Source organism: Paenibacillus sp. LS1, from assembly GCF_026013365.1.
GTDB lineage: Bacteria > Bacillota > Bacilli > Paenibacillales > Paenibacillaceae > Paenibacillus.
Map to the genome: position 1 here is coordinate 1,060,007 of NZ_JAPDOE010000002.1, position 24,392 is coordinate 1,084,398.

Annotated in this window: 24 protein-coding genes and 1 pseudogene; 9 read left to right on the forward strand and 16 right to left on the reverse strand. The window is 46.2% G+C overall.

Features of this window, described 5'->3' with window-relative positions; genetic code table 11:
• Positions 1-667 precede the first annotated feature (667 nt).
• Together OM416_RS14055 and OM416_RS14060 are read left to right on the forward strand one after the other, a co-directional pair.
• Positions 668-1,195, forward strand: a complete 528-nt coding sequence (locus tag OM416_RS14055) for a phosphatase PAP2 family protein (protein WP_169478872.1) — start codon at positions 668-670, stop codon at positions 1,193-1,195.
• A 50-nt stretch (positions 1,196-1,245) separates the two neighbouring features.
• On the forward strand, positions 1,246-2,397 hold the full coding sequence (locus tag OM416_RS14060) for an MGDG synthase family glycosyltransferase (RefSeq protein ID WP_264930162.1): 1,152 nt from the start codon (positions 1,246-1,248) through the stop codon (positions 2,395-2,397).
• 140 nt (positions 2,398-2,537) lie between these two features.
• Here the strand turns inward: OM416_RS14060 and OM416_RS14065 are convergent, their stop codons facing one another.
• The 3 genes and pseudogenes from OM416_RS14065 to OM416_RS14075 all read right to left on the reverse strand — a co-directional run.
• Complete coding sequence (locus tag OM416_RS14065) at positions 2,538-4,091, reverse strand: ABC transporter substrate-binding protein (protein WP_413775784.1); 1,554 nt, start codon at positions 4,089-4,091, stop codon at positions 2,538-2,540.
• Between the two features lie 100 nt (positions 4,092-4,191).
• Positions 4,192-5,055: a carbohydrate ABC transporter permease gene (locus OM416_RS14070; RefSeq protein WP_371327924.1), complete on the reverse strand. Its 864-nt coding sequence runs from the start codon at positions 5,053-5,055 to the stop codon at positions 4,192-4,194.
• Between the two features lie 96 nt (positions 5,056-5,151).
• Positions 5,152-5,442 (reverse strand): annotated as a pseudogene (locus OM416_RS14075) (sugar ABC transporter permease); the annotation flags it as partial.
• 48 nt (positions 5,443-5,490) lie between these two features.
• Here OM416_RS14075 and OM416_RS14080 point away from each other — a divergent pair.
• The gene (locus OM416_RS14080; RefSeq protein WP_264930169.1) at positions 5,491-6,894 is read left to right on the forward strand and encodes a helix-turn-helix transcriptional regulator; all 1,404 of its coding nucleotides are present in this window, start codon (positions 5,491-5,493) and stop codon (positions 6,892-6,894) included.
• A 130-nt stretch (positions 6,895-7,024) separates the two neighbouring features.
• Here the strand turns inward: OM416_RS14080 and trmB are convergent, their stop codons facing one another.
• Positions 7,025-7,780, reverse strand: coding sequence for a tRNA (guanosine(46)-N7)-methyltransferase TrmB (gene trmB, locus OM416_RS14085; RefSeq protein WP_264930171.1), 756 nt, complete (start codon positions 7,778-7,780; stop codon positions 7,025-7,027).
• A 152-nt stretch (positions 7,781-7,932) separates the two neighbouring features.
• A complete protein-coding gene (locus tag OM416_RS14090) occupies positions 7,933-8,133 on the reverse strand; it encodes a hypothetical protein (protein ID WP_036610190.1) in 201 nt (66 codons plus the stop codon).
• A gap of 439 nt (positions 8,134-8,572) precedes the next feature.
• Between OM416_RS14090 and OM416_RS14095 the strand changes: the two genes are divergently transcribed.
• From OM416_RS14095 to OM416_RS14110, 4 genes are all read left to right on the forward strand, one after another.
• Positions 8,573-9,526, forward strand: a complete 954-nt coding sequence (locus tag OM416_RS14095) for a TIGR01212 family radical SAM protein (RefSeq protein ID WP_264930174.1) — start codon at positions 8,573-8,575, stop codon at positions 9,524-9,526.
• Entirely contained in the window at positions 9,527-10,111 is a 585-nt protein-coding gene (locus tag OM416_RS14100; protein ID WP_264930176.1) for a class I SAM-dependent methyltransferase, read from the forward strand.
• A gap of 189 nt (positions 10,112-10,300) precedes the next feature.
• Positions 10,301-11,281: a type I phosphomannose isomerase catalytic subunit gene (locus OM416_RS14105; protein WP_264930177.1), complete on the forward strand. Its 981-nt coding sequence runs from the start codon at positions 10,301-10,303 to the stop codon at positions 11,279-11,281.
• Positions 11,282-11,322: 41 nt separating this feature from the next.
• Complete coding sequence (locus tag OM416_RS14110; RefSeq protein WP_264930179.1) at positions 11,323-12,303, forward strand: lysophospholipase; 981 nt, start codon at positions 11,323-11,325, stop codon at positions 12,301-12,303.
• A gap of 137 nt (positions 12,304-12,440) precedes the next feature.
• Here the strand turns inward: OM416_RS14110 and odhB are convergent, their stop codons facing one another.
• The 5 genes from odhB to OM416_RS14135 all read right to left on the reverse strand — a co-directional run bounded on the left by odhB (position 12,441) and on the right by OM416_RS14135 (position 19,520).
• Positions 12,441-13,712 carry a 2-oxoglutarate dehydrogenase complex dihydrolipoyllysine-residue succinyltransferase gene (odhB, locus tag OM416_RS14115; protein ID WP_264930181.1) on the reverse strand — a complete coding sequence of 424 codons (1,272 nt, stop codon included), beginning with the start codon at positions 13,710-13,712 and terminating at the stop codon, positions 12,441-12,443.
• A 5-nt stretch (positions 13,713-13,717) separates the two neighbouring features.
• Positions 13,718-16,591 (reverse strand): 2-oxoglutarate dehydrogenase E1 component, encoded by a 2,874-nt coding sequence (locus tag OM416_RS14120; RefSeq protein ID WP_169478884.1) that lies wholly within the window; start codon positions 16,589-16,591, stop codon positions 13,718-13,720.
• Between the two features lie 623 nt (positions 16,592-17,214).
• Positions 17,215-17,700, reverse strand: coding sequence for a GNAT family N-acetyltransferase (locus OM416_RS14125; RefSeq protein ID WP_062833408.1), 486 nt, complete (start codon positions 17,698-17,700; stop codon positions 17,215-17,217).
• Positions 17,701-17,991: 291 nt separating this feature from the next.
• Positions 17,992-18,501 (reverse strand): 8-oxo-dGTP diphosphatase, encoded by a 510-nt coding sequence (locus tag OM416_RS14130; protein WP_264930184.1) that lies wholly within the window; start codon positions 18,499-18,501, stop codon positions 17,992-17,994.
• A gap of 230 nt (positions 18,502-18,731) precedes the next feature.
• Positions 18,732-19,520 (reverse strand): DUF3891 family protein, encoded by a 789-nt coding sequence (locus tag OM416_RS14135; protein WP_264930186.1) that lies wholly within the window; start codon positions 19,518-19,520, stop codon positions 18,732-18,734.
• Positions 19,521-19,714: 194 nt separating this feature from the next.
• On the opposite strand from OM416_RS14135, the gene coaA reads away from it, so the two are divergent.
• Positions 19,715-20,644, forward strand: coding sequence for a type I pantothenate kinase (gene coaA / locus OM416_RS14140; RefSeq protein ID WP_264930188.1), 930 nt, complete (start codon positions 19,715-19,717; stop codon positions 20,642-20,644).
• Positions 20,645-20,712: 68 nt separating this feature from the next.
• Positions 20,713-21,075, forward strand: a complete 363-nt coding sequence (locus OM416_RS14145) for a DUF423 domain-containing protein (RefSeq protein WP_076330238.1) — start codon at positions 20,713-20,715, stop codon at positions 21,073-21,075.
• 69 nt (positions 21,076-21,144) lie between these two features.
• Here OM416_RS14145 and OM416_RS14150 read toward each other — a convergent pair whose 3' ends face one another.
• From OM416_RS14150 to OM416_RS14175, 6 genes are all read right to left on the reverse strand, one after another.
• The gene (locus OM416_RS14150) at positions 21,145-21,696 is read right to left on the reverse strand and encodes a histidine phosphatase family protein (RefSeq protein ID WP_264930191.1); all 552 of its coding nucleotides are present in this window, start codon (positions 21,694-21,696) and stop codon (positions 21,145-21,147) included.
• Positions 21,697-21,721: 25 nt separating this feature from the next.
• Positions 21,722-22,504 (reverse strand): glutamate racemase, encoded by a 783-nt coding sequence (gene murI, locus OM416_RS14155; RefSeq protein WP_264930193.1) that lies wholly within the window; start codon positions 22,502-22,504, stop codon positions 21,722-21,724.
• A 211-nt stretch (positions 22,505-22,715) separates the two neighbouring features.
• Positions 22,716-23,102 carry a hypothetical protein gene (locus OM416_RS14160; protein ID WP_264930195.1) on the reverse strand — a complete coding sequence of 129 codons (387 nt, stop codon included), beginning with the start codon at positions 23,100-23,102 and terminating at the stop codon, positions 22,716-22,718.
• Positions 23,099-23,281, reverse strand: coding sequence for a hypothetical protein (locus OM416_RS14165; RefSeq protein ID WP_264930197.1), 183 nt, complete (start codon positions 23,279-23,281; stop codon positions 23,099-23,101). The genes OM416_RS14160 and OM416_RS14165 overlap by 4 nt, the downstream gene beginning before the upstream one ends.
• The gene (locus OM416_RS14170) at positions 23,278-23,997 is read right to left on the reverse strand and encodes a GNAT family N-acetyltransferase (protein ID WP_264930199.1); all 720 of its coding nucleotides are present in this window, start codon (positions 23,995-23,997) and stop codon (positions 23,278-23,280) included. The genes OM416_RS14165 and OM416_RS14170 overlap by 4 nt, the downstream gene beginning before the upstream one ends.
• Positions 23,998-23,999: 2 nt before the next feature.
• The gene (locus OM416_RS14175) at positions 24,000-24,368 is read right to left on the reverse strand and encodes a hypothetical protein (protein WP_264930201.1); all 369 of its coding nucleotides are present in this window, start codon (positions 24,366-24,368) and stop codon (positions 24,000-24,002) included.
• Positions 24,369-24,392: the final 24 nt, after the last annotated feature.

The window sequence follows — 24,392 nt, forward strand, 5'->3', positions numbered from 1 at the left end:
ATTTCTCTTCCTGATTCTGCAATTTATTTTTTTGTGATCTGCAGAATATGACCCTGTTCTTTTGTGTACTACGTGATTATATCAGGCAATGTTTCAAAGCTTGGTTGCTATCAGTTGGCTGCTTTATCGATTCTGTATTCTTTTCAGTGATTTGTCAAAACCCCAATTCCACTTTCTTAAGCAGAAATGTGATCTTTAAACGCTGAATAGACACTTCGTGATACCACAACCTCGCATTCATGCCTGTTATATCTTATTTTCAGCCGTTTACTTGATTTTTATTTCTAAAGTCCCTGCTTTTTTCATCAGCATGTTATTCTTCGTCAGAGGCTCTATAACAAATAACGCAAACAGACCTCAAAAAGTTTAAACCAAAACTCACATTTTTTTTACCTCATTTCAGCCATGTTGAATCATTGTATCTTTTTTGGCTGACTCAAGTCAAAAAGTTAAGATGGGTATATATCCACTCTTTAACATGAATTTTACGTTCTTTACATGTGTTCTTCTTGAAAAGGACAACATTTAAAAATATGATAAACATATACCTGAAATAACCTCAAGTTCACGAAAAACGGTTATATACTAATCAGGACGAAACCGGATGCAGAAAAATCACCGGAAATACTGCCGCCATTACGGGCGGCCTGACTGGCAGGAGGCCAATATGAGCCGTTTATTCTTAAAGTTTCAAGATTATGATCGAAATGTTTTTATGTGGATCAACGGCCGACTTCATAATCGTTTTATGAATTTTTGGCTGTATTATTTCACCCATCTGGGTGGAGCAACTTCTTCTATTGCAGTATCCTTGTTAATCTGGTTGCTCGCTCCAGCTCCATGGAGTACAACAGGACTTCAGGCTTGTATCGCTCTTGCGGTCAGCCATATTCCTGTAGCCATCGCGAAAAAATTGTATCCCCGCATTCGGCCTTATCTGGCCTTGCCGGATACCATCACGTTCCGTAATCCCCTGACGGATCACTCGTTTCCTTCAGGACACACGACTGCCATTTTTTCGGTCACGGTTCCATTTATGACCACTGATCCAATCTTATTGCTAATATTGTTGCCTGTGGCCCTTATTGTCGGATTCTCTCGAATTTATCTGGGATTACACTATCCATCCGATGTTTTGGCAGGTGCCACAATAGGTACTTTAGTCGCACTTGCCACAGTTGCATTCTGGTCTTAAAGCCGATATGTTAGACTCAGAAAAACCTAGCAGGAACAGGTGAAGCAAGCGTGGAGAAAAAAAGAGTATTACTATTATCTGAAGGCTTTGGTACGGGTCATACTCAAGCCGCCTATGCACTGTCCAGCAATTTGCGAAAGCTGTCGCCAGACGTGCAGACGAAAGTGCTTGAACTGGGAAGTTTTTTAAATCCCAAGGTGGCACCTCTAATTATAACGGCATACAAAAAAACGGTTACCAACCAACCCAAACTCGTAGGATACGTATACAGACATCAATATAAAAAATCATTGAACCGGCTGACAACACTGGCGCTGCATAAACTGTTCTACACACACACACGCAGCGTCGTGCGTCAGTTACGTCCCAATGCGATCGTCTGTACCCATCCGATCCCAAGTGCTGTCATATCCAGACTGAAACGTCTGGGTGTACAGGTTCCCCTATGCACAGTCATCACCGACTATGATGCACATGGGACATGGATTAACCGTGAAGTAGACCTTTATCTGGTTTCTTCAGATGAGGTTAAGTCCAAACTAATGTTGCGTGGCGTACCAATAGACAAAATTCGAGTCACAGGCATTCCTGTACATCCGAACTTCTGGGAGCATCCCGGACGAGATGAGATCCGAAGCAGATTCAACCTCAAGAACATGCCGACTGTACTGGTCATGGGAGGCGGTTGGGGAATGTTAAGTGACAAGTTGGTCCATCCGTTGCTAACTCGCTGGCATGAAGATATCCAGATCATTTTTTGTCTCGGTCGCAATGATAAAGCACGGATCAGCATGGAACAGAACCCGATGTATCGAAAAGAAAACATCCATATTATCGGTTACACCAACGAAATCGACAAATTGATGGAAGTTTCCGACCTGCTGATCACCAAACCTGGTGGAATGACTTGCAGCGAAGGCTTGGCCAAAGGAATTCCAATGTTGTTTCACAACCCCATACCTGGTCAGGAAGAAGAAAACGTCCATTATTTTACCGCAAGAGGTTTGGGTGAACCCATAACTTCGCTGGACGTAGTGGTCAAATGGATGAACAAGCTGTTGCATCACTACCCGGATGTCGTACGTAAACGCCAACGCCATCTGGCGGAGATCGCCAAGGTTCATCCGATGGAGAGCGCTCAAAGCATCATCGATCTGCTTGAGGACGTTCGTCCTTCATCCGCAGAAGAGGCTCGCTTATGATCTTATCCCAAACGGGAGGCTGCTTCCCGCAGGGTTGGTCCAATCACGGCTCTAACCAACGGCTTCAAACAAGCCTGCAACCACATTGAAAAGGTGCCTTCGAATCCGAAGGCACCTTTTCTTATGAAGGAAAGTACAAATTATTGAATGCCTGCTGACTTCAAGTACTCCTGCCACTGCTTGATGTACTCTGCCTGAATTTTTTCCAACCCTGCTTGCTTCGCCTTCTCCATAAATGTGTTCAATCCAGCCTCCACGTCTGCCACCAAACCTACATTAAGCGGATACAAATATTGTTTTTCCACTTGCTCCAATGCAGCCTTCTCGGCTTGGTACGGAGTCCAGTCTTCAGCAAATCCGGTGTAAATATCCGGCTTTTTGATTTTGTCGAGATCTTCAAACATGGTCAGGACATCATCAAAAGTTTTATCATAGAGCATGAATTCCGGATTACGCCATGCCCAACCATTCATGCCTTCACGCGGGAAGCCGTTAGTTTGTGCATCGCCGACCATTTTATAGTAACCATTATCTACCTCGAAGTTTTTGCCCTCAACGCCGTATTCAGTCAACCAGTTGTAACGTTTGTCTGTCACGAGCTTCTCGTAAAATGCCAATGCTTTTTCAGGGTTTTTACTGCTACGCGGAATCGCAAATCCGTTATGGATCGGGTGAACCGGTTGTGCAAACCCTTTCGCATTCGGATATGGGAAATAAGCCAGTTTCCAATCTGGATGCGTAGACTGCACCTTGATTACATCTGCATTAAATTTGTTCGGGTTCTCCCCGGAGAGAACAACTGCCGCTTTTCCATTTTGCAGCAATGAGTTGGAAGTATCCTTTACATTCAGCACGTTTTTCGGGAAGAAGCCTTTGTCCATCCAGCGCTTGTATGTTTTTAGGTCTTCCAGATGCTGCGCCGATCCCCAGTAGGACGTCACGGTCGATGGTGTGTCATACATAATATCCAGTCCATATGGAAGTTGACCTGCCGTATTAACCAGCTTGGATGTCAATTGACGGATACCATGGGTATGGTTAGCATTGCTATCCGCGATCGGAATCATGTTCGGTTCATTGGCTTTGATACCCTCCAGATATGCTTCGAGTGTCTCCAGCGATTCCGGCTTCGGAAGATTGTACTTCTCGCGCAAGTCCTCGCGGTACGCAATCCCCTCTGTTACATACTCAATCCATGTCGATGGAACGGTATAGATTTTGTCATTGATTTTGACAGCATTCCACATATCCTCAGGTACATGAGCCTTCAGTGCTGGCGCTGCTGTTGGCAGCATTTCGTCCAGCGGCAGGAACGCGCCCTTCTTCGCATAGGATTGGTAGAATGTCCAATCCGCTGTGAAGATCAGATCGATCGGCTGTCCGGAAGACAAAAGCAGTTTATATTTTTGATCCCAGTCGGTCCATGAGGTGTAGTTGAATTTCACATTGACATTCAGATCAGCCTCAGCCAGCTTATTGATCTCGGATTCAATGACAGGCAGATCTTTGGGAGCATCCCCAAGCATGTAAAATTGTAACGTTACTTTCTCGCCTTTGTTCTCGGGTGTTCCTCCCTGCTCACTTCCTTGCGTCGATCCCCCCGAACCGTTATTACATGCGGCAAGCACCCCGGCGAACAACATCAGGGCAAGTACCAGAGACAGGTGCCGAATTGTTTTGTTACGCATACGCATCCTCCCTTTTTGTGGTGAACCTTTATATGTTAGCGCAGACTCGCCATGCTTCAGACCGGAGATAATACGAACGGCCTGATATCCAAAGCGTGTTCACGTTCTAACCTTTCACTGCACCAATCGTAAGTCCTTTAACAAAGTAACGTTGTACAAACGGATACAGGAACAAAATCGGTCCCGTCACAACGATCGCCATCGCCATCTTGGTTGATTCTGTTGGCACATCCTGACTGAGCGTGATCCCTGTGCCAATCGCCATCTGGTCAATAAAGGTAATCGTGTTCATTGTGTTATAAAGATAAAATTGTAGCTGGTACATATCCGGATTGTTAATGAAGAGCGATGAGGTAAACCAGTCATTCCAGTACCCCAGTGCCAGAAACAGACCTACGGTTGCGATACCAGGCATCGCCAGTTTCAACACAATGCTGAAATAGATGCGGAAGTCATTCGCTCCATCAATTTTGGCGGACTCAATCAATTCATCCGGCACTGCCGAACGAATGAAGTTTTTCATCAGGATAATGAGAAACGGCGTCATCAACCCTGGGAAAATAAGTACGGTGTACGTATCCGTCAGATTGAAATAGTTCGCCAGCATAATGTACCAGGGCACGAGTCCGCCACCAAACAATGTTGTGAAGTAAATAAAAAATGAGAAGGTATTTCGATACTTAAAGTCCTTGCGCTGAAGCACAAATCCGGCCATTGTGATGAGGAAAAGTCCAAGCGTAGTCCCTACCACCGTTGTAAAGACAGTTACCCCATAAGCCTTGAGCACCTGGGTCGGGAATTTGAACACCATTTTGTAGCCTTCCAGGGAAAAGTCCGTCGGAAAGAGATGATAGCCATCCCTCACAATGGACTCGTTGCTGCTGAATGAACCGGATAGAATGAGCAGAAACGGTATCAAGCACATGATCGATAAAATAATAATGACGCTATATGCAATTAGTTGAAACATGAAGGTGAATTCCGAATCTCTGAGACGAGCATTCGTTCGCGTGTGCGTATTGATTGGCGTGTTCATGATCGTTCTCCCTCCTGCCCTGCGGGCGTTCTAGAACAAGGCGTAGTCCTCATTTACTTTGCGGATAATATAGTTGACGGTCATGATCAAAATGAATCCGAACAACGACTGATACAAACCGGCAGCTGTTGCCATCCCGATATCAAACGTTACTTTCAGTGAACGATACACATACGTATCGATGATATCCGTCGCGTTGTACAGCACCCCGTTGTTGCCGATCAGTTGATAGAAAAGGTCGAACTGCCCCTTCATGATGCTGCCAAGCGAGAACAACAGGAGAATGACAAAAGTTGGCTTCAGCATCGGTACCGTGATGAGAAATCGCTCATTACGTACACCGCTCCCGATGACCTGGGCTGGCGTTATGTGAGAATAACACCATATGATCTGATTACCTCAGATATACGGAGTATGCGTACACACACCGTTCTGTTTTGTGTCGGACTTCTCATCGCAGGCTTGCTGCTCTCCTACCTTGTGTCTCGAAAACTGTATCATCCTATTGATAAGGTGCTTGTACGTTTGCGTGTGATGGAAGCGGAGCGACGTGGCAGTCTTCATTTGTTACGGCAGGATTTTCTGCGAGGGGCTCTGCAGGGCCGTGAAACAGTAACCGGAGGTATGCTGGAAGAACGAATGAGGTTCTATGGTTCCTCCATTGACGTTCAACGTGCATCCAGGCTAGTATTGCTGCGGATTGACCATTTTACCGAATTCAATGAAACGTATCGTGACGAGACCCAGCTTGTAAAATACGCCATGATGAACATATGCACCGAGACGGCTGATCTCCACTACAATGCGGAAGCGGTGGACATGGGCGGCGATCTAATCACTCTTATCTTCAATGAAAAAGAAGAACTCCCTGAACTTGGCCAACCTGCTCCTAACCGGATTGAAGAATTGTTACGTATGATGCAGGCTGCTGTAATGACCCATTTAAAATGCTCCATCTCCTGCACCATCGGCACGGAAGAAGATTCATTGGAAGACAGTATTGCATCCTACACCAGATCAGCCGAAGCTTCACTGCATCGTTTGTTCATGGGACCAGGCTGTCTAATCTATACCGCTGACATCATGGCTTATCACACGAAAGAATACGCATTCCCGGCAGGTAAGGAAAGACAACTTGTCGATTATCTAATGACAGGCAAGACGAGAGAAGCCAAACAAGTCTATGCAGACATCGTCGGCGAGACAGCCGCCTATCCGTTTACCGTCTTCCAGCTAGCTTTATCCCACCTGACGATGACATTGAATCATGTACGAAACACCCTCAAGAAGAACAATCAGCTCACGCTTGATTCCGTCTCCGATGGTTTAATGCTGCCTGTCAAAGACGCTGAAGACATCAGTGAAGTACATGAACACTTCTATCGGATGTTTGATGAGCTTGGTTCCAAAGTCGAGGAGAAACGCACACTGAAGCATGAAGAGTTGATTCGTAAAATCAATGGCATTATCGAGCGGGACTATGCCGATCCCAATCTCTGTCTAACTTCAATTGCAGATGAACTGGGCATGTCGCCCATCTATGTGAGCAGGCTCTACAAACAGCTCACCCTGAAAGGGCTCACGGATGTGATTAACGAAACCCGGATAGCTAAAGCTCAGCATTTGCTGGTAGAGACTGAGAACTCCGTTGCCGATATTGCCGAGAGAACCGGGTTCACCAACAGTTCCTACTTCTACCGCATGTTCAAAAAGTTCAACGGTGTTACACCGAATGATTATCGCCGCAAAGAGTTCCATTCAGAGAACTTTTGAATTCATAAAAAGACATGAGTTTTACTAAATGTTGCACATTGAGCGTTGATCCAAAAAGAGCGACCTATGAGAATGAACCATTCACCTCATAAGTCGCTCTTCTTGTATGAATTTAATTTTGATTTCGATTTTATTCCTGATCCTGATCTTCGTCAGACTCATCCGAAGCTTCACGAACTTTATACTTGTCCAGACGTGTCTGCTGATACTCACGCAAGGCCTCTTCACCAACGATCACTTCAACGCGGTGAATGTTCATGCCTTTGCCCATGAATTTCTGCTCGTACTCCGTCATCACATGCTCTTCGTTCAATCCATCGCGATGCAGATTCAGAGACAGATTCGTCATTTGCAGGCCAAAGTCAGAAATCGCGTTGAGCGAGAAATCAAACAGTGTCTCGGAATCGGTTTTGAAATGAATCTGTCCTTTTGGATTAAGCAGTTCCGTATATTTCTTCAGGAAACGCGGGTGCGTCAACCGACGGCGTGCATGCTTTGCTTTCGGCCAAGGATCACTGAAGTTCAAATAAATGCGTTCCAGTTCTTCCGGTTCAAAAACTTCCTCGATCTGTTCAATATTTGCCAGCGCAAGCTTCAGGTTCGGAGGTGTCTCCACATCAGCCTGACTCCACGCATTACGAGCCTTCTCACTGGCACGACGTACCAGTTCATCATACATATCAATACCGATAAAATTAAATTCCGGATATTTATAACTCATTTGGCTGATAAATTGACCTTTACCCATACCAAATTCCACGAAGATCGGATGGTCATTGCCAAACAGTTCAGACCATTTTCCTTTATGTTGCTTGGGGTCCAGTACAACAAGATCGACTTGTTGCTCCAGATTTTCTCTTATCCCTTTTCTGCCACGTAAACGCATTTTATTCCTCCGTTTGTCCCATACTTGTCTCAGACTTATTTTGCCGAAGAACTGGCAAATTGTAAAGAGCAATGAAAAGGGAATCTTCGGATCTGCCACTTTGGGCAAATCTCAAAGATTCCCTCTTCGATTTATTTGGAATTGGGGTCCAACTACTTTAGTAGTTCATAGTCTACCTTATCTTGGTGTGAAAAATCAAATGTCTTTTCGAAAGCATCGCGAACTTTTTGTCTTGCAGCCGCTTTCACTTTCGGATTTCCATTAAAACGAACACCTGTTAAAGCCAGTGCTTCTTCTGCCGTCAATTCAACAGACACATGATTCAATTCATTGTTTTTAACTTGGGAATTCATTCATATCACCTCACGGTATAGTATGGTCCATGACGTCAACGTTGATTCAAATGCTATGATGAATAATACCCATTAGATGGTGTCTGACGTTGATTTAAATATAACACAATGTGTAAACTATAGCAAGCAGAAAACCTTGATTTTACGGCCTATTTTTGCGTTTCGATTCCCTTTTTTTTCAGTTTTTTGATACAATGATAAAGTGAGCATTTTGCATAAATCCCATAAGCGTCTTCCAATCAGCAAGATATGGATCAGGATGCTTTTTCCTGTCCATATCTTGTACCCGTGAGCGATTCAAATCGAATAATGCAAAATGCTAATGTTCATGAAGACACCTATTATCGCTATCGATTGTCATTGATGGAAATCGCATAGCGCTTCTTCTTTTGTTCACGTATGATTACTGTAATTCGACAGCCAAAGGAGTACCCTGAAGATGAATGCACCTGCATTACAGCCCCCTCTCCTGTGGGGAGATAAACGATTCCATACCTGGAATTACGAGATGCGCGATCAATTTAACAATAAGGTTTTCAAAGTGATGCTGGATGCCGGATTCACCTGTCCCAACCGTGACGGTTCCATTGCCAAAGGTGGTTGCACCTTCTGCAGTGCGCGTGGATCAGGCGATTTTGCTGGCAGCAGACGTGAAGATCTGGTCACCCAGTTCAATACGATAAGAGATAAACAACATCTCAAGTGGCCTACAGCCCATTATATTGGCTACTTCCAAGCCTATACCAACACGTATGCTCCGGTTGAGGAGCTGCGCGAATATTTTGAAGAAATTCTAGAGCAACCCGGTGTTGTTGGTTTGTCCATCGCCACTCGCCCGGACTGTTTGCCAGATGACGTCGTTGATTATTTGGCTGAACTGAACGAGCGCACCTACCTGTGGGTTGAGATGGGGCTGCAAACCATCCATGATTCCACATCGACATTGATCAATCGGGCGCACGACACGAAGTGTTACGAAGAAGCCGTTGAGAAACTGCGCAAACGGAATATACGTGTGTGTACACATATCATATATGGTCTGCCGCAAGAGACGCATGAGATGATGCTGGATACTGGACGTGCCGTCGCCAACATGGATGTACAGGGCATCAAGATTCACCTGCTACATCTGATGCGCAAAACACCAATGGTGAAGCAATACGAAGCCGGACTTCTACGTTTTCTGGAACAGGACGAGTATATCAAGCTGATCGTAGATACACTGGAGATGCTTCCACCGGAAATGATCGTACACCGTCTTACAGGCGACGCACCGCGTGAGCTACTGATTGGACCGATGTGGTCCATGAACAAATGGGAAGTGTTGAACTCCATTGATCGTGAGCTGCGAGAGCGGGATACCTGGCAAGGTAAGTATTGGAGGCGAGCATAGATGGGCTTTCTTTCAGTTCTCAGCTGTGCGCATCAGTGGATTGCTTCCCGTCTGCAGCCAGGTGATCTGGCCATAGATGCAACGGTCGGCACAGGAGCAGACACATTATTTTTGGCACAACAAGTAGGCAGACGTGGACAAGTGATTGGATTCGATATTCAAAGTGAAGCCCTTACGTTGGCACAGGCCCGCATACGAAAACAAAACGACGAAGCCAAGCTTGGTTCCATATCCATGCTTGAATTAAGCCATGATCGCATGGCAGAAGCGGTGCCTGAGTCATGGGTTGGTGAAGTTGGGGCGGTCATGTTCAATCTGGGGTACCTGCCTTCAGAAAGTGCAGATTCCTCCATCATCACCGTGACAGACAGTACGATTGCTGCACTCGAAGCTGCACTTGCTTTATTACGTCCTCGCGGCATCATTACGGTTGTGCTCTACCCCGGTCATGACGGAGGGGCACAGGAAGCAGAAGCTGTATTGGAATGGTCCTCTGCCCTGCCGGTAGAACAGGCACAGGTCGTGATGTATCGCCAATTACAGCGAGAGACTTCTCCTTTTCTGATCGGAATCGAGAAAAAATAATTTCCTTTGTTCACCAAATACAATAAACTAGACACAGTCGCAAGGTGAGCCATTACTGGCGTTCTCTTACTGCGATCTGTGTTCTACATACACATATGCAAACGTATTCACTTGTTTGTTCATGGCGACTACATGCCCATGACTGATTAAAGCGATCCACCATTTCATATACTAGAGGAGAGATTACTGATGTCTACGCCATACCCATTACAATTCCAACCTGAATTCAAAGAACGTGTGTGGGGCGGTCGTGCGCTGGAGCAATTTGGCCTTACGCCCCCTGAAGGACATATTGGAGAAGGCTGGATGATTGCAGATCATCCCAATGGTACAACCAAGGTATTAAATGGAGCACTTGCTGGCAAGGGTCTGGATGAAGTTCGTGAACAGCTAGGCACCGAATGGCTTGGAACCAAAGGCGTTTCCGAGAAAGGTGGACGCTTCCCCCTTTTGATTAAATTGCTCGACTGTAACGATGACCTGTCCGTTCAGGTTCATCCGACAGACGAGTACGAGGCACTTCCTCCTGGCGAGCTTGGCAAAACAGAAATGTGGTATGTACTCGACGCAAAACCGGGCGCACACATCATCTATGGCTTAAATGAAGGTGTGGACCGTGCAACATTGAAAGAAGCATTGGAGAACGGTACGGTGATGGATACCCTTCGTCAGGTTCCTGTTGAAGCTGGTGATACGTTCTTTATTCCTGCAGGAACGGTACATGCGCTCTGTGCGGGTGTGGTTGTCGCTGAGATTCAGCAAAACTCGGATACGACGTATCGGATCTACGATTACAATCGTCCAGGCCTGGATGGCAAGCCACGTGAGTTGCATGTTAAAGACTCGCTGAATGTAACCGCCTATGAGGGCGCAGGTGCCTCAACGATGAAAACAAACAACGCCACTCCTGGTGAATGGCTCAAGCTCGCGGAATGCCCTTATTTTGTGGTTGAAAAAGGCATCGTGACTGAACAACGCTGGGAACTCTCCACCAATCCTGATAGCTTCACGATTCTCGTTGTCTGTGAAGGCGAAGGAACGCTGTCGTGGGCACATGCTGAATCAGACAACATTGAATTGAAAGCCGGACAATGTTATCTCTTACCAGCCAATCTGGGTTCTTATACATTAGATGGAAATACCACTGTTCTTCGCTCTTATCTGCCATAAATCAAGCTTATATGTAACCTGTGAAGGAGGAATTACACGAGATGCAGGAATCTACCTTTGCCTTGGTCGGTAGTGAAGGTACCCGTATTCATGTGTACCGCTGGCTTCCCGATCCGGAATGCAATGTTAAGGGCGTCGTGCAAATCGCACACGGCATGGGTGAAACCGCGGCCCGATACGCCGAGTTTGCCGACACTCTTACCCGACACGGTTACGCGGTCTATGCCAATGACCATCGGGGTCATGGAAAAACCGTGGAAAGTGTCAGCTTGCTCGGTAATGCTGGTATCGATGCCTTCCGCTGGATGGCGAGTGATATGATCAATCTGGGCGAAGTAGCCGCCAAGGAAAACCCTGGGGTGCCCCTATTTCTAATGGGGCATAGTATGGGTTCGTTCTTGGTACAGCATCTCATGTACGCTGGTCATGAGCGGTACCATGCCTTTATTTTATCCGGGACCAATGGCAGACGCGGTCTTCTCCGGGTTGGAGAGAAACTGGCCTTCTTGCAGTGTGGCATTCAGGGTGCTACTCATCCCAGCATGCTGCTCAATGCGATTGTATTTGGAGGATTTAACCGCTCTTTCCGCCCTGCGACGACACCCTTTGACTGGTTGTCCCGGGACACGCAAGAGGTTCAACGGTTCATTGATGATCCCATGTGCGGAGCGGTCTGTACAGCAGGATTTTTCCGCGACTTCTTCAAATTGCTACTTGAAGTCCATCTCCCACACAATATGGAGCGTATACCGAAACATAAACCCGTATATCTATTCTCCGGTGAGAAGGATCCTGTTGGACTTCATGGCAAAGGCGTTCTTAATCTGGTCTCCCAGTATAAGAAGCTTCATCTGGAGAATATTGAGTACCACCTGTATCCAGGTGGGCGCCATGAAATGCTGCATGAGACGAACCGAACAGAAGTGGCCCAGCACGTTGTGAGCTGGCTAGAGCGGAATACACCTAACTCTAGTGAACACGACGATGCAGTGAGCCCTGCTGCGATGGCTGACTCTATTTAAATGATCAGAAACATATAAGCAAGCACAAGAACAAGAAGCCCCTGAATCGGATGTACAGCTCACGCTGCGCTCCAGTTCAGGGGTTTTCTTGTTAAACAATATGAATAATAGCCATAGCCATGATCAAACCTTATGGATTAACCTTCAATTAACAGGGATTCCGGGTCTTCAAGCAGTTCTTTTACAGTTACCAGGAAACGCACGGCTTCACTGCCGTCGATAATCCGGTGATCATAGGACAATGCGATGTACATCATTGGACGATTTTCCATCCGCTCTGCATCAATTGCCACTGGACGAAGCTGAATCTTATGCATCCCTAGAATACCCACTTGAGGTGTATTCAGAATTGGTGTAGACAACAAGGAACCAAATGTTCCACCATTGGTAATGGTGAACGTTCCACCTTGTAGATCAGACAATGCCAGCGTATTGGAACGAGCTTTGGATGCCAGATCCGCAATGCTCTTCTCGATCTCGGCAAAGCCCAGACGATCAGCATCACGTACAACAGGTACAACCAGTCCTTCCTTCGCAGATACGGCGATGCCGATATCATAATACTTCTTGAGCACAACATCTTCGCCATCAATCTCTGCGTTGATTGTCGGGAACTTTTTCAAAGCTCCCACAACTGCTTTGGTGAAGAAGGACATGAAGCCCAAGTTAATTTCATGCTTCTCTTTGAACTTGTCCTTACGGCGTTTACGTACATCCATGATAGCAGTCATATCTACTTCATTAAACGTAGTCAACATGGCTGCTGTCTGCTGAGCCTCTACCAGACGTTTGGCAATGGTCGCACGGCGACGAGACATGCGTTGACGCTCCACTGGTTTGGTATAAGTGGAACTTCCCGCTGCCGGAGCACTTGGTGCTGCTGGAGCTTTACTTGCAGGTGGAGCAGCCGGAGCAGGCGCCTGATTGCTATGGCTCTTCACATCATCCTGGTATACCCGTCCAATCGGATCTTTGCTCTGAACCTGATCCAACTCGATCCCACGCTCACGTGCAAGTTTACGAGCAGATGGTGAAGCTGTCTTGCCACTATCGGATGACTCTGGTGCTGCCGCAACAGGTGCCGGTGGTATTGGGGCTTCAGGTGCAGGAGTAGCGGTCTTTTTCTCCTCAGCTGCTGCCGGTTCGGAAGCGGGTGCACCGCTTCCTCCTCCAGATCCAGCCGAGAGTGTACCGATCGTTTCACCGATCTCTACCGTCTCCCCTTCCTGACGAATGATCTTCTCCAGCACTCCACTTTCTTCTGCGCTGATTTCGATATTTACTTTGTCCGTTTCCAGCTCAAGAAGTACATCGCCCTGATTAACGGTTTCCCCTTCTTTGACCATCCATCTGGATACAGTTCCCTCAGTTATTGACTCACCCATTGCAGGTACTTTAATTTCACTCACAGCTGTTACCTCCCCAGTGGAATATTATTCTTCGTCGTTTGCTTCAACGCAGATGTAATAATCTGTTGCTGTTCCATACTATGCACAAGTTGATAACCGCTGGAAGGACTTGCATGTTCCGGGCGACCTTCGTATCTAACGGTTGTGCCTTCCGGGGCGACTTCACGAAGACGAGGCTCCATGTATGTCCAGGCACCCATGTTTTTGTTTTCTTCCTGCACCCATACCAGCTCTTTTACATTGCTGAAACGTGCGAGTACACGTTTGATCTCTTCTGCCGGGAACGGATACAGCTGTTCCACACGAATAATGTGAAGCCATGACCAATCTGCTTTATCTTTTTCAAAAGCATCTTCTAGATCAATGGCAATCTTGCCACTGCACAAAATAATGCGCTCCACGCGATCCGGCTGTGTACCCAGTCCAGCTTGCTCCAGCACAAGCTCAAACTTGCCTTCGCTGAATTCGACTGCTGGTGATGCAACACGCGGATTACGAATGAGACTTTTCGGTGACATCATCACAAGTGGACGAGCATCTTCCGTTTCAGTCAACGAAGCTTGACGACGCAACAAGTGGAAGTACTGGGAAGCACTCGACAAGTTGGCAACCGTCATGTTGTCTTCTGCACAAAGCTGCAGGAAGCGTTCAAGACGAGCACTTGTATGTTCAGGTCCCTGACCCTCATTCGCATGTGGAAGCAACATAACCAAACTGGATTTTTGAGACCACTTGGCGCGACCTGCTGATACAAACTGGTCAAAAATAACCTGTGCACAGTTGGCAAAGTCACCGAATTGGGCTTCCCAGATAACCAGTGTATCTGGTGAATATACGTTATATCCGTATTCGAATCCAACAACGGATTCTTCTGATAACGGACTGTTATAGATTGCAAAGGATGCTTTTGCCTGTGGCAAGTGATGCAATGGGCAGAACTTTGCTCCATTCTCCGAATCGTGCAACACCAGATTCCGATGAGCGAATGTAGCACGCTCGGCATCCTGTCCACTAATCCGAATTGGCTTGCCATCTGCCAGAATGGTTGCGAATGCGAGTGTCTCCGCAAGGCTCCAATCCACTTTTTCCCCTTCGTTCAGGGAAGTGCTCCGGCGCTGCAAAATCCGCTGCAACTTCGGATACACATTGAAGTTCTCAGGCCATTTCAGCAAATCGGCATTAATGCTGCGCAGATTCTCCAGTGGTACCGCAGTCGGCGTAATAGTAACGGCTTCTGGCTCGCTGATTTTTCGTTGGTAATATTCATGTACTTCATTTTTCTTCATCTGGTCGTAAGCTTCTTTTAATTTGTTCATTACTCCATCGCGAATACTCGCAATAGACGCATCATCGATAACCGATTCTTGCTTCAAGTGATCCTGATACAAGTGGCTTACGGTTGGATGGTTTTTCACCTTGTCATAGACGGTAGGCTGCGTCGTTTCTGGATCATCCGTTTCATTATGGCCGTATCGACGGTAACCGATCAAATCGATCAGGAAATCTTTTTTGAAACGATTGCGATACTCTGCTGCCATACGAATGGCTGCAATACAAGCTTCCGGATTGTCCGCATTCACGTGTACAATCGGAATTTCGTACCCTTTGGCAAGGTCACTTGCGTAATACGTTGAACGGGAATCACTGCTATCAGTAGTGAAGCCCAGACGATTGTTGACGATAATATGAATGGTTCCGCCATTCTGATAACCTGGCAGAGCTTTGAAGTTCAGCGTCTCTGCAACGATTCCCTCTCCAGGGAATGCTGCGTCACCATGCATCAAAATGGTGGCTGCCTTCGTTACGTCCTGCTTCGGATATCCAGGGTCACGACGGTCATCCTGAGCCGCACGCGCAAATCCTTGTACAACCGGATTGACATATTCCAGATGGCTCGGGTTATTCGCCAAAGTAAGGCGGGCTTGCACAGTCTCCCCGTCTTTCACAAAACGGTTGGCACCCATGTGATATTTGACATCCCCCGTCCAACCGTAGTTGATTCCGGTCGAACCTTCCGATGGAACCAAGTCTTTGTTCGGAGCATGGTGGAACTCAGAGAAAATTTTGCTGTACGGTTTGCCCAAAACATGAGCCAATACATTCAACCGTCCACGGTGGGCCATCCCCATCAAAATGTGGCTTGATCCGGCTTCTGCCATGATGCGAACAGCTTCATCCAACATCGGTACAAGCACATCGTTACCTTCGATAGAGAAACGTTTCTGCCCAACAAATGTTTTGTGAAGGTAATCCTCAAATTGCTCGACTTCCACCAAACGTTCCAGCAAAGTCTTGCGTTCCTTCGCTGTAAGCGGGGCAGGTGATGTCCGGGATTCCGCACGGCGATTCAGCCACTCACGCTCTTGAACTTCGTGCACATGACTGAATTCATAAGCCATAGGTCCAGTGTAAATCTGACGCAAGCGCTGGATTGCATCCCATCCGGTTGCTGTCTGTCCATCTGCACCTTCCCAGATTAGGGAAGCAGGCAAGGCTTTCAGATCTTCTTCGTTTAATTCAAAATGCTGAGGTTCCAGCAAAGATGTATCTGTATCTTCACTGATTCCAAGCGGATCTATATCTGCAGCAAGATGACCATACGTACGGATATTCCATACCAGTTTGCCCGCTGTAACCGCTTTCTGTAATAATTGAATGTCTACGTTTCCGGAAGCCAATTGGGCGTTGCCGGAATTAGAGGTTGTACGTGCATCCCTGCCAGACATCGGCGGTGCACCCCATTGTTCAAATAGTTCCCGATAGGCCGGTGTTACCGAACCAGGGTCTTGAGTGAATAATTCATATTGTTCCTGTACGTATCCCATATTGGGGCCATAGTAACTTTCCCAGGGCTTCTTGTTGCCTTCCACGATCGTCATCGACGTTCCCTCCGTCTTGATTTAGTCATAAGTTTTTGACGGAAATCATTGACTAAGCCGTAATTTGCGTTCGTTCAACATTTTAAGCGAAATTTTTCATGAAGTCCAATAATCGTGCTGTTGGTGGTAGTAACGTTAGTCCGACGCTCCCGTCAAGGTTTGTCTGCGTTTTCAAAATCATAGTAAAACAATGATTGTATATACCGTCGCACAGATGTCGAATACTGTCCTGATCCGTTCGAAGGTTACACCTTCTCCTCTTTTTCAAGTGAAGTCCGTGTTCTAATATCTATTCTATAAACTTTTACGCTCAGGAGCATTTCCTATTTTTAGTTCAATTGATGCATAAATTAGATGAATCGAATAAATCGAGCAATTTGAGTAGAACAACGAACGCTTAATTACAGCAAATAGGCATACGATCTCCCATTTTACCTCCTTAATTGAATTGTGGTCCATTATGTTCAAAAACAAACCGTCAAGTTAAACATTAACCAATTGACATCACATTCAACAAATAATTGGGTTTTTCTTCAGAAGCTCAACAGAAAAAAGCCAGCCCAGACATAAACGATCCGAGCAGCTTCTTTGGATACAGCAAATTCAATCCCAGCGAGTAATTCCTATTTCTTTTCATCCTCTGTAACAGCATCCAGATCTATGGCCATACGGATCATATCTACACAGCGGATGCCGTCCTCTATAATCTCTTCCTCATAGTGCCTCACAAAGAAGTCGCGATCGACCCCGATAATGCGGAATCCGCAACGTTGGTATAACTTTAATTGATGAAAGCTTGAGTTACCTGTCCCAATCTCGAGAATCCGGCAGCCCAGTCTCCGTGCAGCTTCCATCGCTTCCTTGATCATATGTTTGCCTACACCTTGTCCCTGCAGTTCTTCCTGTACGGCAATATTAACAATCTCCGCAGTCTCCGGACGAGTCTTCAACAATACGAACTCCCCAACCATCTCTCCTTCATACTCGGCAATAAAACAAACACCACGGCTCAGGTATTCGTCAACAATCGCTTTTGAAGGATCAGCCATCAATAAGAGCTCATACGGTTTCTCTTCTTCCCAGTCCAAAATCCGGAACGACAATTTCATGCCAATCTCCACCTTTTCATCGTACAATATTCATTTACGTCCTGTTTGCAGAAGCCTATGTATGGCGAATCTACAAATATATTATTCTTCGTTCCAACAAACTAGTTCACTCAATCTATTAACCACTTTCTGATCCGGATTGATTTTGATAATGTCACTCGTCATCTCCCATAAAAAAAGTAAACTTCATTATATCATAATATATGGATATAAATATATAGATAGGGATGATACAATATGATCCATCATGTAATGGAAATTTTACATGCTGTATCCAACCTTTCTATCGGCTTATCTAACTTCACTCTGTTCAAGAACCGAATCGCTATACACCATAAATGTCTCCTGCAGGGTACGTCCAGATGACTTCTCCCAGATCACACTCCGCTCAAAGGTACCCGCTTGGAAAAAACGCGGGATACGTTCAGCAAACCAATCCTGCATAGGTAACTCGAACACCTGCTTCACAGGCACCCATAACAGTTCGCCTTCGGGAGGATCTTGCAATAACTCACCTTCAAATGAAGTTGCCAAATAGTTGAATACCATGTACCGCAATCCTTGTTCGGGATCACAGAACTCATCAAGTCCTTTATACGTAATCTCATTGACCGCTAACCCCGTCTCCTCCAAAACCTCCCGCACGGCACCATCCACGATACTCTCTGGAAAATCTACCTTTCCCCCAGGAGCGATATATCCCGGAAATCCTTTGCGATCCGGCCGATTCATGAGCAGCACCTGATCATTCATTTTGTCCCATACCATACACATCGTTAATATCTCTATTCTGGTGTTCATTTTCGTCCTCCCGCTAACGTGCGCTTCTCTGCTGTACACTAACATTTCTGGGAATAACCTGTGTTTTCCTTCTTTGTTCCCACGCTGATTTATTGGTATTTTTAATAGTCTCGAAGTGTAGTTCATGATGATATATATGCATACGAAAGGCGGACGCCCTGTACATCAGAAGCCCGCCTGTTTTGTGATATTCTATGCTGTGCATTCCTCAAGCTCGGATGTTCGAGTTCTCACTTCAATTCCGTAATCAACACCCGGCGTTCCTTCCACTCTGCCCGGCGATAAGCCTGCTGCATACCAAATTTGCGGATACTTGCCTTCGGTACCGATTTGTAGGGCAAAACAACCGTAAAGTCTTCATCAAACGGGAAAAAAGACAGGCCCACTTTCTCATTGGATAACCACTCTGCCTGAATCGGTTGTCTGGAACAAGCATCAAACGTACAACTGAGGCCTTCTGCAAAAAAATCATAACGCGCAGCAGGTGTTCCCGGTTCCTCCATACAGAGAAACAGACTGAGCTGATCACAGAATAACATGATTTCCACATCGCTTTGCAACCTTCGTTTCAATGCTTCAGCATCACCACCAAGCTGGTTCTCCCAACTCAACTGATGTTCAAGCTCTTCGTTCAGATAATCTCGGATGTCTTCATCATCCTGAGCATTGGCCCCCAGATTTTTCTGGAATAGTTCCGTATACATCAAGCTACACAGTAATCCGGCGTAGAGGTTTTTCTGCCGAACTTCTTCAATGCCTTTATGGTAGAATACAAAACGCGGACGCAGCGGAAAATCACGAAACGAATACGGCGATTGACTGTAATCATTCCAGAACGGAGATGAATCCAGTTCGATCCAGCCACGGTCATGTTCTCTCGCCGCCAGGATTAAATCATCCCGATGCGCAGCATCGGCAAGCAATTCACTTTTCCAGTGGGAAGCCATTTCTCCGGCTACTAATCCATGCTCATGCTGTGCGGTCAAAACAAAATCATGCTCTCTCTCATATACGATCATTTGCTGTCACCCTTCCGCATGGTATACGTTGACTTTAACATAAATTGGGTTAAACTTTCCTATAAGTTGCTTTTCTCTCCATTTTGACGAAAGGCATTGTGGAATGCACAATGTAAAGGTGTTGTCAGTTTCCTGAAATTTGGTACACTAAGGGTTGTGTCCACGATTATATTACATACAGAAAGCGGGATCTCATGAATTCATACTCTCCTTACATCGAGTTTAACCGCAAGGAATGGGCTGAGCTTAAAGAACATCAGACCACTCTTCCACTGACGGAAGCCGAATTAGAACAGTTAAAGGGATTGAATGAAGAGGTATCGATTCAAGAAGTCGAAGATATATATCTGCCTCTTACCCACTTTATTGACTTATATGCAAGAGTTTCACGAGAACTGAATCGACTGACGGCATCCTTTATGAAAAAAGAAGCTCTCCCCACCCCCTACATCATTGGGATCGGGGGAAGTGTTGCCGTGGGCAAAAGTACAGCGGCTCGCTTACTTCAGGCACTGCTCGCCAGAGGCAAGAATAGCCCCAAGGTTGACCTGGTCACAACCGACGGTTTCTTATACCCCAATGCCGTGCTGCAAGAGAAGGGCATCATGAACCGCAAGGGATTCCCGGAAAGCTATGATATCAAATCCCTGATTAATTTCATGGGCGATGTGAAATCAGGCAAACCCGAAGTGAAAGCACCGGTCTATTCTCACCTCGCCTACGATGTCATTCAAGGGGAAGAGAAGCAGATCTGTCAACCGGATATTCTCATTATTGAAGGTATCAATGTACTTCAGATCAAAAAGGAAACGCCTTTGCTGGTCAGTGATTTCTTTGATTTCTCCATCTACATTGATGCGGAAGAAGAACATATAAGACACTGGTACGTTGAGCGTTTCAAGCTGCTACGCAATACAGCGTTTCAGAACACGGATTCCTTTTTCCATCAACGATTCGCCAATATTGATGAAGAAGAAACCGTGCGTACGGCCAACCAGATCTGGCAAGATATCAATGCCAAGAATCTGCATGAAAACATTTTGCCAACCAAAGGACGGGCCAGGCTGATTCTGAAAAAGGAAGCCGATCACTCCATTGGGCAGATTCAATTGCGCAAACTGTAAACAACATTCATGCTGGACAACTCATTTGATGTTGTATCTAATTACCCTTAAAAGGAGAGAAAAACACATTGCAAACCCTGATTATCCTAGGCAGTATTATGATGTTCCTGGCTGTCGCTTTGGGTGCTTTTGGCGCACATGCGCTCAAGCGCAAATTATCCGCTGACATGATCAAAATTTATGAAACCGGCGTTCAATATCACCTTATCCACGGACTTGGAATCATCCTGATTGGACTGCTGGCAGACCGTCTCGAATCCTCTTCACTCGTCATGCTTGCCGGATGGCTACTGTTCGCCGGGATCATCCTGTTCTCGGGTAGCTTGTACGCTTTAAGTGTAACGGGTGTTCGCAAATTGGGAGCCATTACCCCACTTGGCGGAGTCGCATTTCTAGCTGGATGGGTTATGATCATTATTGCCGCATTGTAAATATGCCCCATGGATAAACGAAAAGAGTGTTCTGGCTGATATACTATCACTGGAGCACTCTTTTGCTGTTCAATTTGTCCAAATTCTACGAATGGTGGGTAGCCCTGCATCTGGCCGTTGTCGCTCCAGCACATACACATCCGGGTTAGACAGTTTGGTCCACTCTTCATAACCAAAGGATGATTCATACTCACGAATAAGTAGTGATAACAGGTTTCCATGTGTAACCACGGCCCCGTGCTGTTCAGGTCTGCTCCATAACTCTTCCAGTAATGCCATCCCTCTTGCAGCGGCGGTTCTGGATGATTCCCCACCTTCTTCCACCCAGTCCACATCATCGTATGTACGTTTCAGCACATCCATCCAGTTAGGCAGATTAACGGAGCTAAGTATCCTCTCCTGGAGACGTTCATCCGTATGTATATGTTGCGACGTTGCTATGCCCAGTGGCATAGCCGTCTGAACGGCCCTTTTCCATGGACTGGAGACAATATACGTTATGGAATGATGAGCCAAGATTTCTGCAAGTTTTTCAGCCTGCCTGAGCCCTTCATCTGTAAGCTCTGCATGGGGTTCCTGCCCTGTGGCCTTGGCGTGACGGATAAGATAAATGGACTGCAAAGCTATCACCTCCCTATGGTGTAACTTACTTGGAGTTCATCTCAAGATATTGAAGTGCTCTGTACATCTTCTCCTGCTCTTCCGGTCGGCCTGATGAACTAAGAAAGGTGACTTTTTCTCCTGTTCTGCCTTCATGCTGACCCACTAATTCAAGCCGCTGTTTCAGGTGGTTGACCGTACCTGTACTGCCATCAATAATCTGTATATGATCTGGCAGAACCGTACGTAGAATGGACGTATAGAATGGATAATGCGTGCAGCCAAGCACCACTGTGCCATACCCTTGAAGATCGAGATCTGCCAGCTTGAACCGGAAATAATCAGCGATTTTGCTCGGATCAAAGTCCAGCTGTTCACACCACTCCACAAGTTCCGGCAGTGCAATGGAATCCACACTGTGGTGATCATCAACACGCGATACCAGTTCGTTATACTTGGTTTGGCTCAAGGTGAGGGCCGTAGCAAATACAAGCACTCTCTTCCCACTGTCACGATTCATCTCCACGGCTGGTTTCACCGCAGGCTCCATGCCAATAATCGGAATATCGTACTTGGCGCGCAGATCCTTAACAGCCAGACTGGTTGCTGTATTACAAGCAATAACGATTGCTTGAACATCCTCCTGAAAGATGGCTTCCACACAATCAAAAATATGTCCTCTAACCTCATCCGCAGACTTGGTTCCATATGGGACATGCAAGGTATCCGCATAATACAGAAATTGTTCTTCCGGAAACTGTTGTAATGCCTTATGCAAAACGGTTAAACCACCAATGCCTGAATCAAAAAAAGCAATTTTCTTAGTCAAGGATTTCACCTCTATAATGTATTCTTTCGGGTTCCAGGAACCTCTCAATGCTGCTCATGCTGACTGGAGGTGAGGTTTGTACTTCCGGCTCATCACACACTACAGTGCTTGACGACTTGCGGGAACCATTCCGGTTACGGATCGTTCTTCAGAATCGATTCCGCCCCTCCATTACTTCCGCTAAGTCAGGTACTATAGAGAAGATAAGCCATTATTCTACGTTCATTTTATACTGTCTGAGCCAGTCCTTGCCACTATGCCATGCCTCTACGGGGTTATGCTCTCCAAGCAGTTCATTACTAGCCTGAGCCATGATCCATTCCTTAAGACTATTATCCGGACTGGATTCGAGCTGCTGTAGCAGTAAAAGCAGTCCTGCCTCACCCGTATTCAGGATGTCCTCGTAAGCCTCACGGTTACCAGCAATATAATCATTTGGATTACTGCTGGTCAGGAGGACAGGGTCGCTAACCATCTGCTGCAACTTGCTTTCAATGGTTACTGATAATGCTTGGTCTTCTGTCCGAGTCGAACATGCTGCTACCGTCAATGCTGTGCATACGGATAACAAACCCAGAATCAGTCTTCTGCGATTCACTGTACCACTCCTTTCAACAACGAGTTAAACTCAACAGGTTCGACTGTAAGTCCAAACGAATTCACCGCATTTGTAATAAATTCAGCAAAGCTATCATCATAATTATACTCTTTTCGATAAATACGGATATGCGCTTCGATGACATATTGCAGGTCCTTTTGTACGAAAGTGCGGATCATTGGACGTCACAGCCCTCCCTCGAATTCAGAGTTGTGATGCTGAAATCCACACCAAACTGAATTAATCCCAATTTACGGGCAACATGCTGTGAAGCGAGATTATCCCAGGATGTACTGTAGATCGGCATGCGTCCACGCTCCTTAACATCATACTGCCAGCACTTTACCGTCTCCGCTGCATATCCATGTCCTCTATAACCGGATGCGGTATAGAGGCTCGCCTCTGCACCATGAATGGAGACCCATGCAGAGCAGCACACTGCCACAGCAGAATCCTCAATAACATAAGCGGCAACAGGGCTTTTTTCATGCGAGTGATCCGTTAATTCCGGAAAATGCTCCGCAAGCAAATAACGCTGCTCATGACCAATCAACTGCACCTTCAGATCCCACTCATCTAATGTTTCAGGAAAAGCATAGGCTGGTCCCATCCACACACGGTTGACTGACTCAAAGGTTTCCATCTTTCGAATCAGTTTTGGAATATCCAGTGGAAGCTCGCTATCCTTACCCAACTGATCCATTAGATTCGGCGGTAACTGCTCATGGTAATAGGTCAGTGAACCGGCAGAAGTCATGCCGATAAAAATGGCTGGAGCCTGCCCACCACCCGGTTCGTTAATATTTAAAAGGCGCTGCTGCTCGTTGATCGTATATAAAGTATTCGCTTGTATTTTCAACATTTCCATAGGTGACAGGTTCGATTTTGGAAGCATAACTATGAAGTTAACCTTTGCAATAATCGTTCGCCTACACTGCCTTTACCAGCTTCCTGCTGCTCCAGAAATTCGGGCAATTCACGTAATTCAGAAGGACGGTATCCAGCCCCGCACCCGCAATTATGGTAGGTAAAACCATGACGATATAGCGTCATCACTTTGGTCCATTGTTTGGTATCACTTTGCTTAGGTGCCTGAAAATCCTGTCCCATACTAACCATAGATACGGCACATTGCGGACACTTATATTCTAGCTTGGTAGCCACTTCAGGACTCAGATCGTGTCGGGAAACTTGTTTAAATGATTTGCGACAATTGAAGCATGCATAGATGTCTTTGTATGGTCCTGACATGGCATATCTGCACATCGCCTGCACCCCCTTAATAATTTC

Excerpts from the sequence above, each read along its gene's own strand:
- OM416_RS14055 (WP_169478872.1), top strand. The coding sequence starts at position 668 with ATGAGCCGTTTATTCTTAAAGTTTCAAGATTATGATCGAAATGTTTTT.
- OM416_RS14065 (WP_413775784.1), bottom strand. The coding sequence starts at position 4,091 with ATGCGTATGCGTAACAAAACAATTCGGCACCTGTCTCTGGTACTTGCC.
- OM416_RS14070 (WP_371327924.1), bottom strand. The coding sequence starts at position 5,055 with ATGTTTCAACTAATTGCATATAGCGTCATTATTATTTTATCGATCATG.
- trmB (WP_264930171.1), bottom strand. The coding sequence starts at position 7,780 with ATGCGTTTACGTGGCAGAAAAGGGATAAGAGAAAATCTGGAGCAACAA.
- OM416_RS14090 (WP_036610190.1), bottom strand. The coding sequence starts at position 8,133 with ATGAATTCCCAAGTTAAAAACAATGAATTGAATCATGTGTCTGTTGAA.
- OM416_RS14095 (WP_264930174.1), top strand. The coding sequence starts at position 8,573 with ATGAATGCACCTGCATTACAGCCCCCTCTCCTGTGGGGAGATAAACGA.
- OM416_RS14100 (WP_264930176.1), top strand. The coding sequence starts at position 9,527 with ATGGGCTTTCTTTCAGTTCTCAGCTGTGCGCATCAGTGGATTGCTTCC.
- OM416_RS14105 (WP_264930177.1), top strand. The coding sequence starts at position 10,301 with ATGTCTACGCCATACCCATTACAATTCCAACCTGAATTCAAAGAACGT.
- OM416_RS14110 (WP_264930179.1), top strand. The coding sequence starts at position 11,323 with ATGCAGGAATCTACCTTTGCCTTGGTCGGTAGTGAAGGTACCCGTATT.
- OM416_RS14120 (WP_169478884.1), bottom strand. The coding sequence starts at position 16,591 with ATGACGATCGTGGAAGGCAACAAGAAGCCCTGGGAAAGTTACTATGGC.
- OM416_RS14125 (WP_062833408.1), bottom strand. The coding sequence starts at position 17,700 with ATGAAATTGTCGTTCCGGATTTTGGACTGGGAAGAAGAGAAACCGTAT.
- OM416_RS14130 (WP_264930184.1), bottom strand. The coding sequence starts at position 18,501 with ATGAACACCAGAATAGAGATATTAACGATGTGTATGGTATGGGACAAA.
- OM416_RS14135 (WP_264930186.1), bottom strand. The coding sequence starts at position 19,520 with ATGATCGTATATGAGAGAGAGCATGATTTTGTTTTGACCGCACAGCAT.
- coaA (WP_264930188.1), top strand. The coding sequence starts at position 19,715 with ATGAATTCATACTCTCCTTACATCGAGTTTAACCGCAAGGAATGGGCT.
- OM416_RS14165 (WP_264930197.1), bottom strand. The coding sequence starts at position 23,281 with ATGATCCGCACTTTCGTACAAAAGGACCTGCAATATGTCATCGAAGCG.
- OM416_RS14170 (WP_264930199.1), bottom strand. The coding sequence starts at position 23,997 with ATGCTTCCAAAATCGAACCTGTCACCTATGGAAATGTTGAAAATACAA.
- OM416_RS14175 (WP_264930201.1), bottom strand. The coding sequence starts at position 24,368 with ATGTGCAGATATGCCATGTCAGGACCATACAAAGACATCTATGCATGC.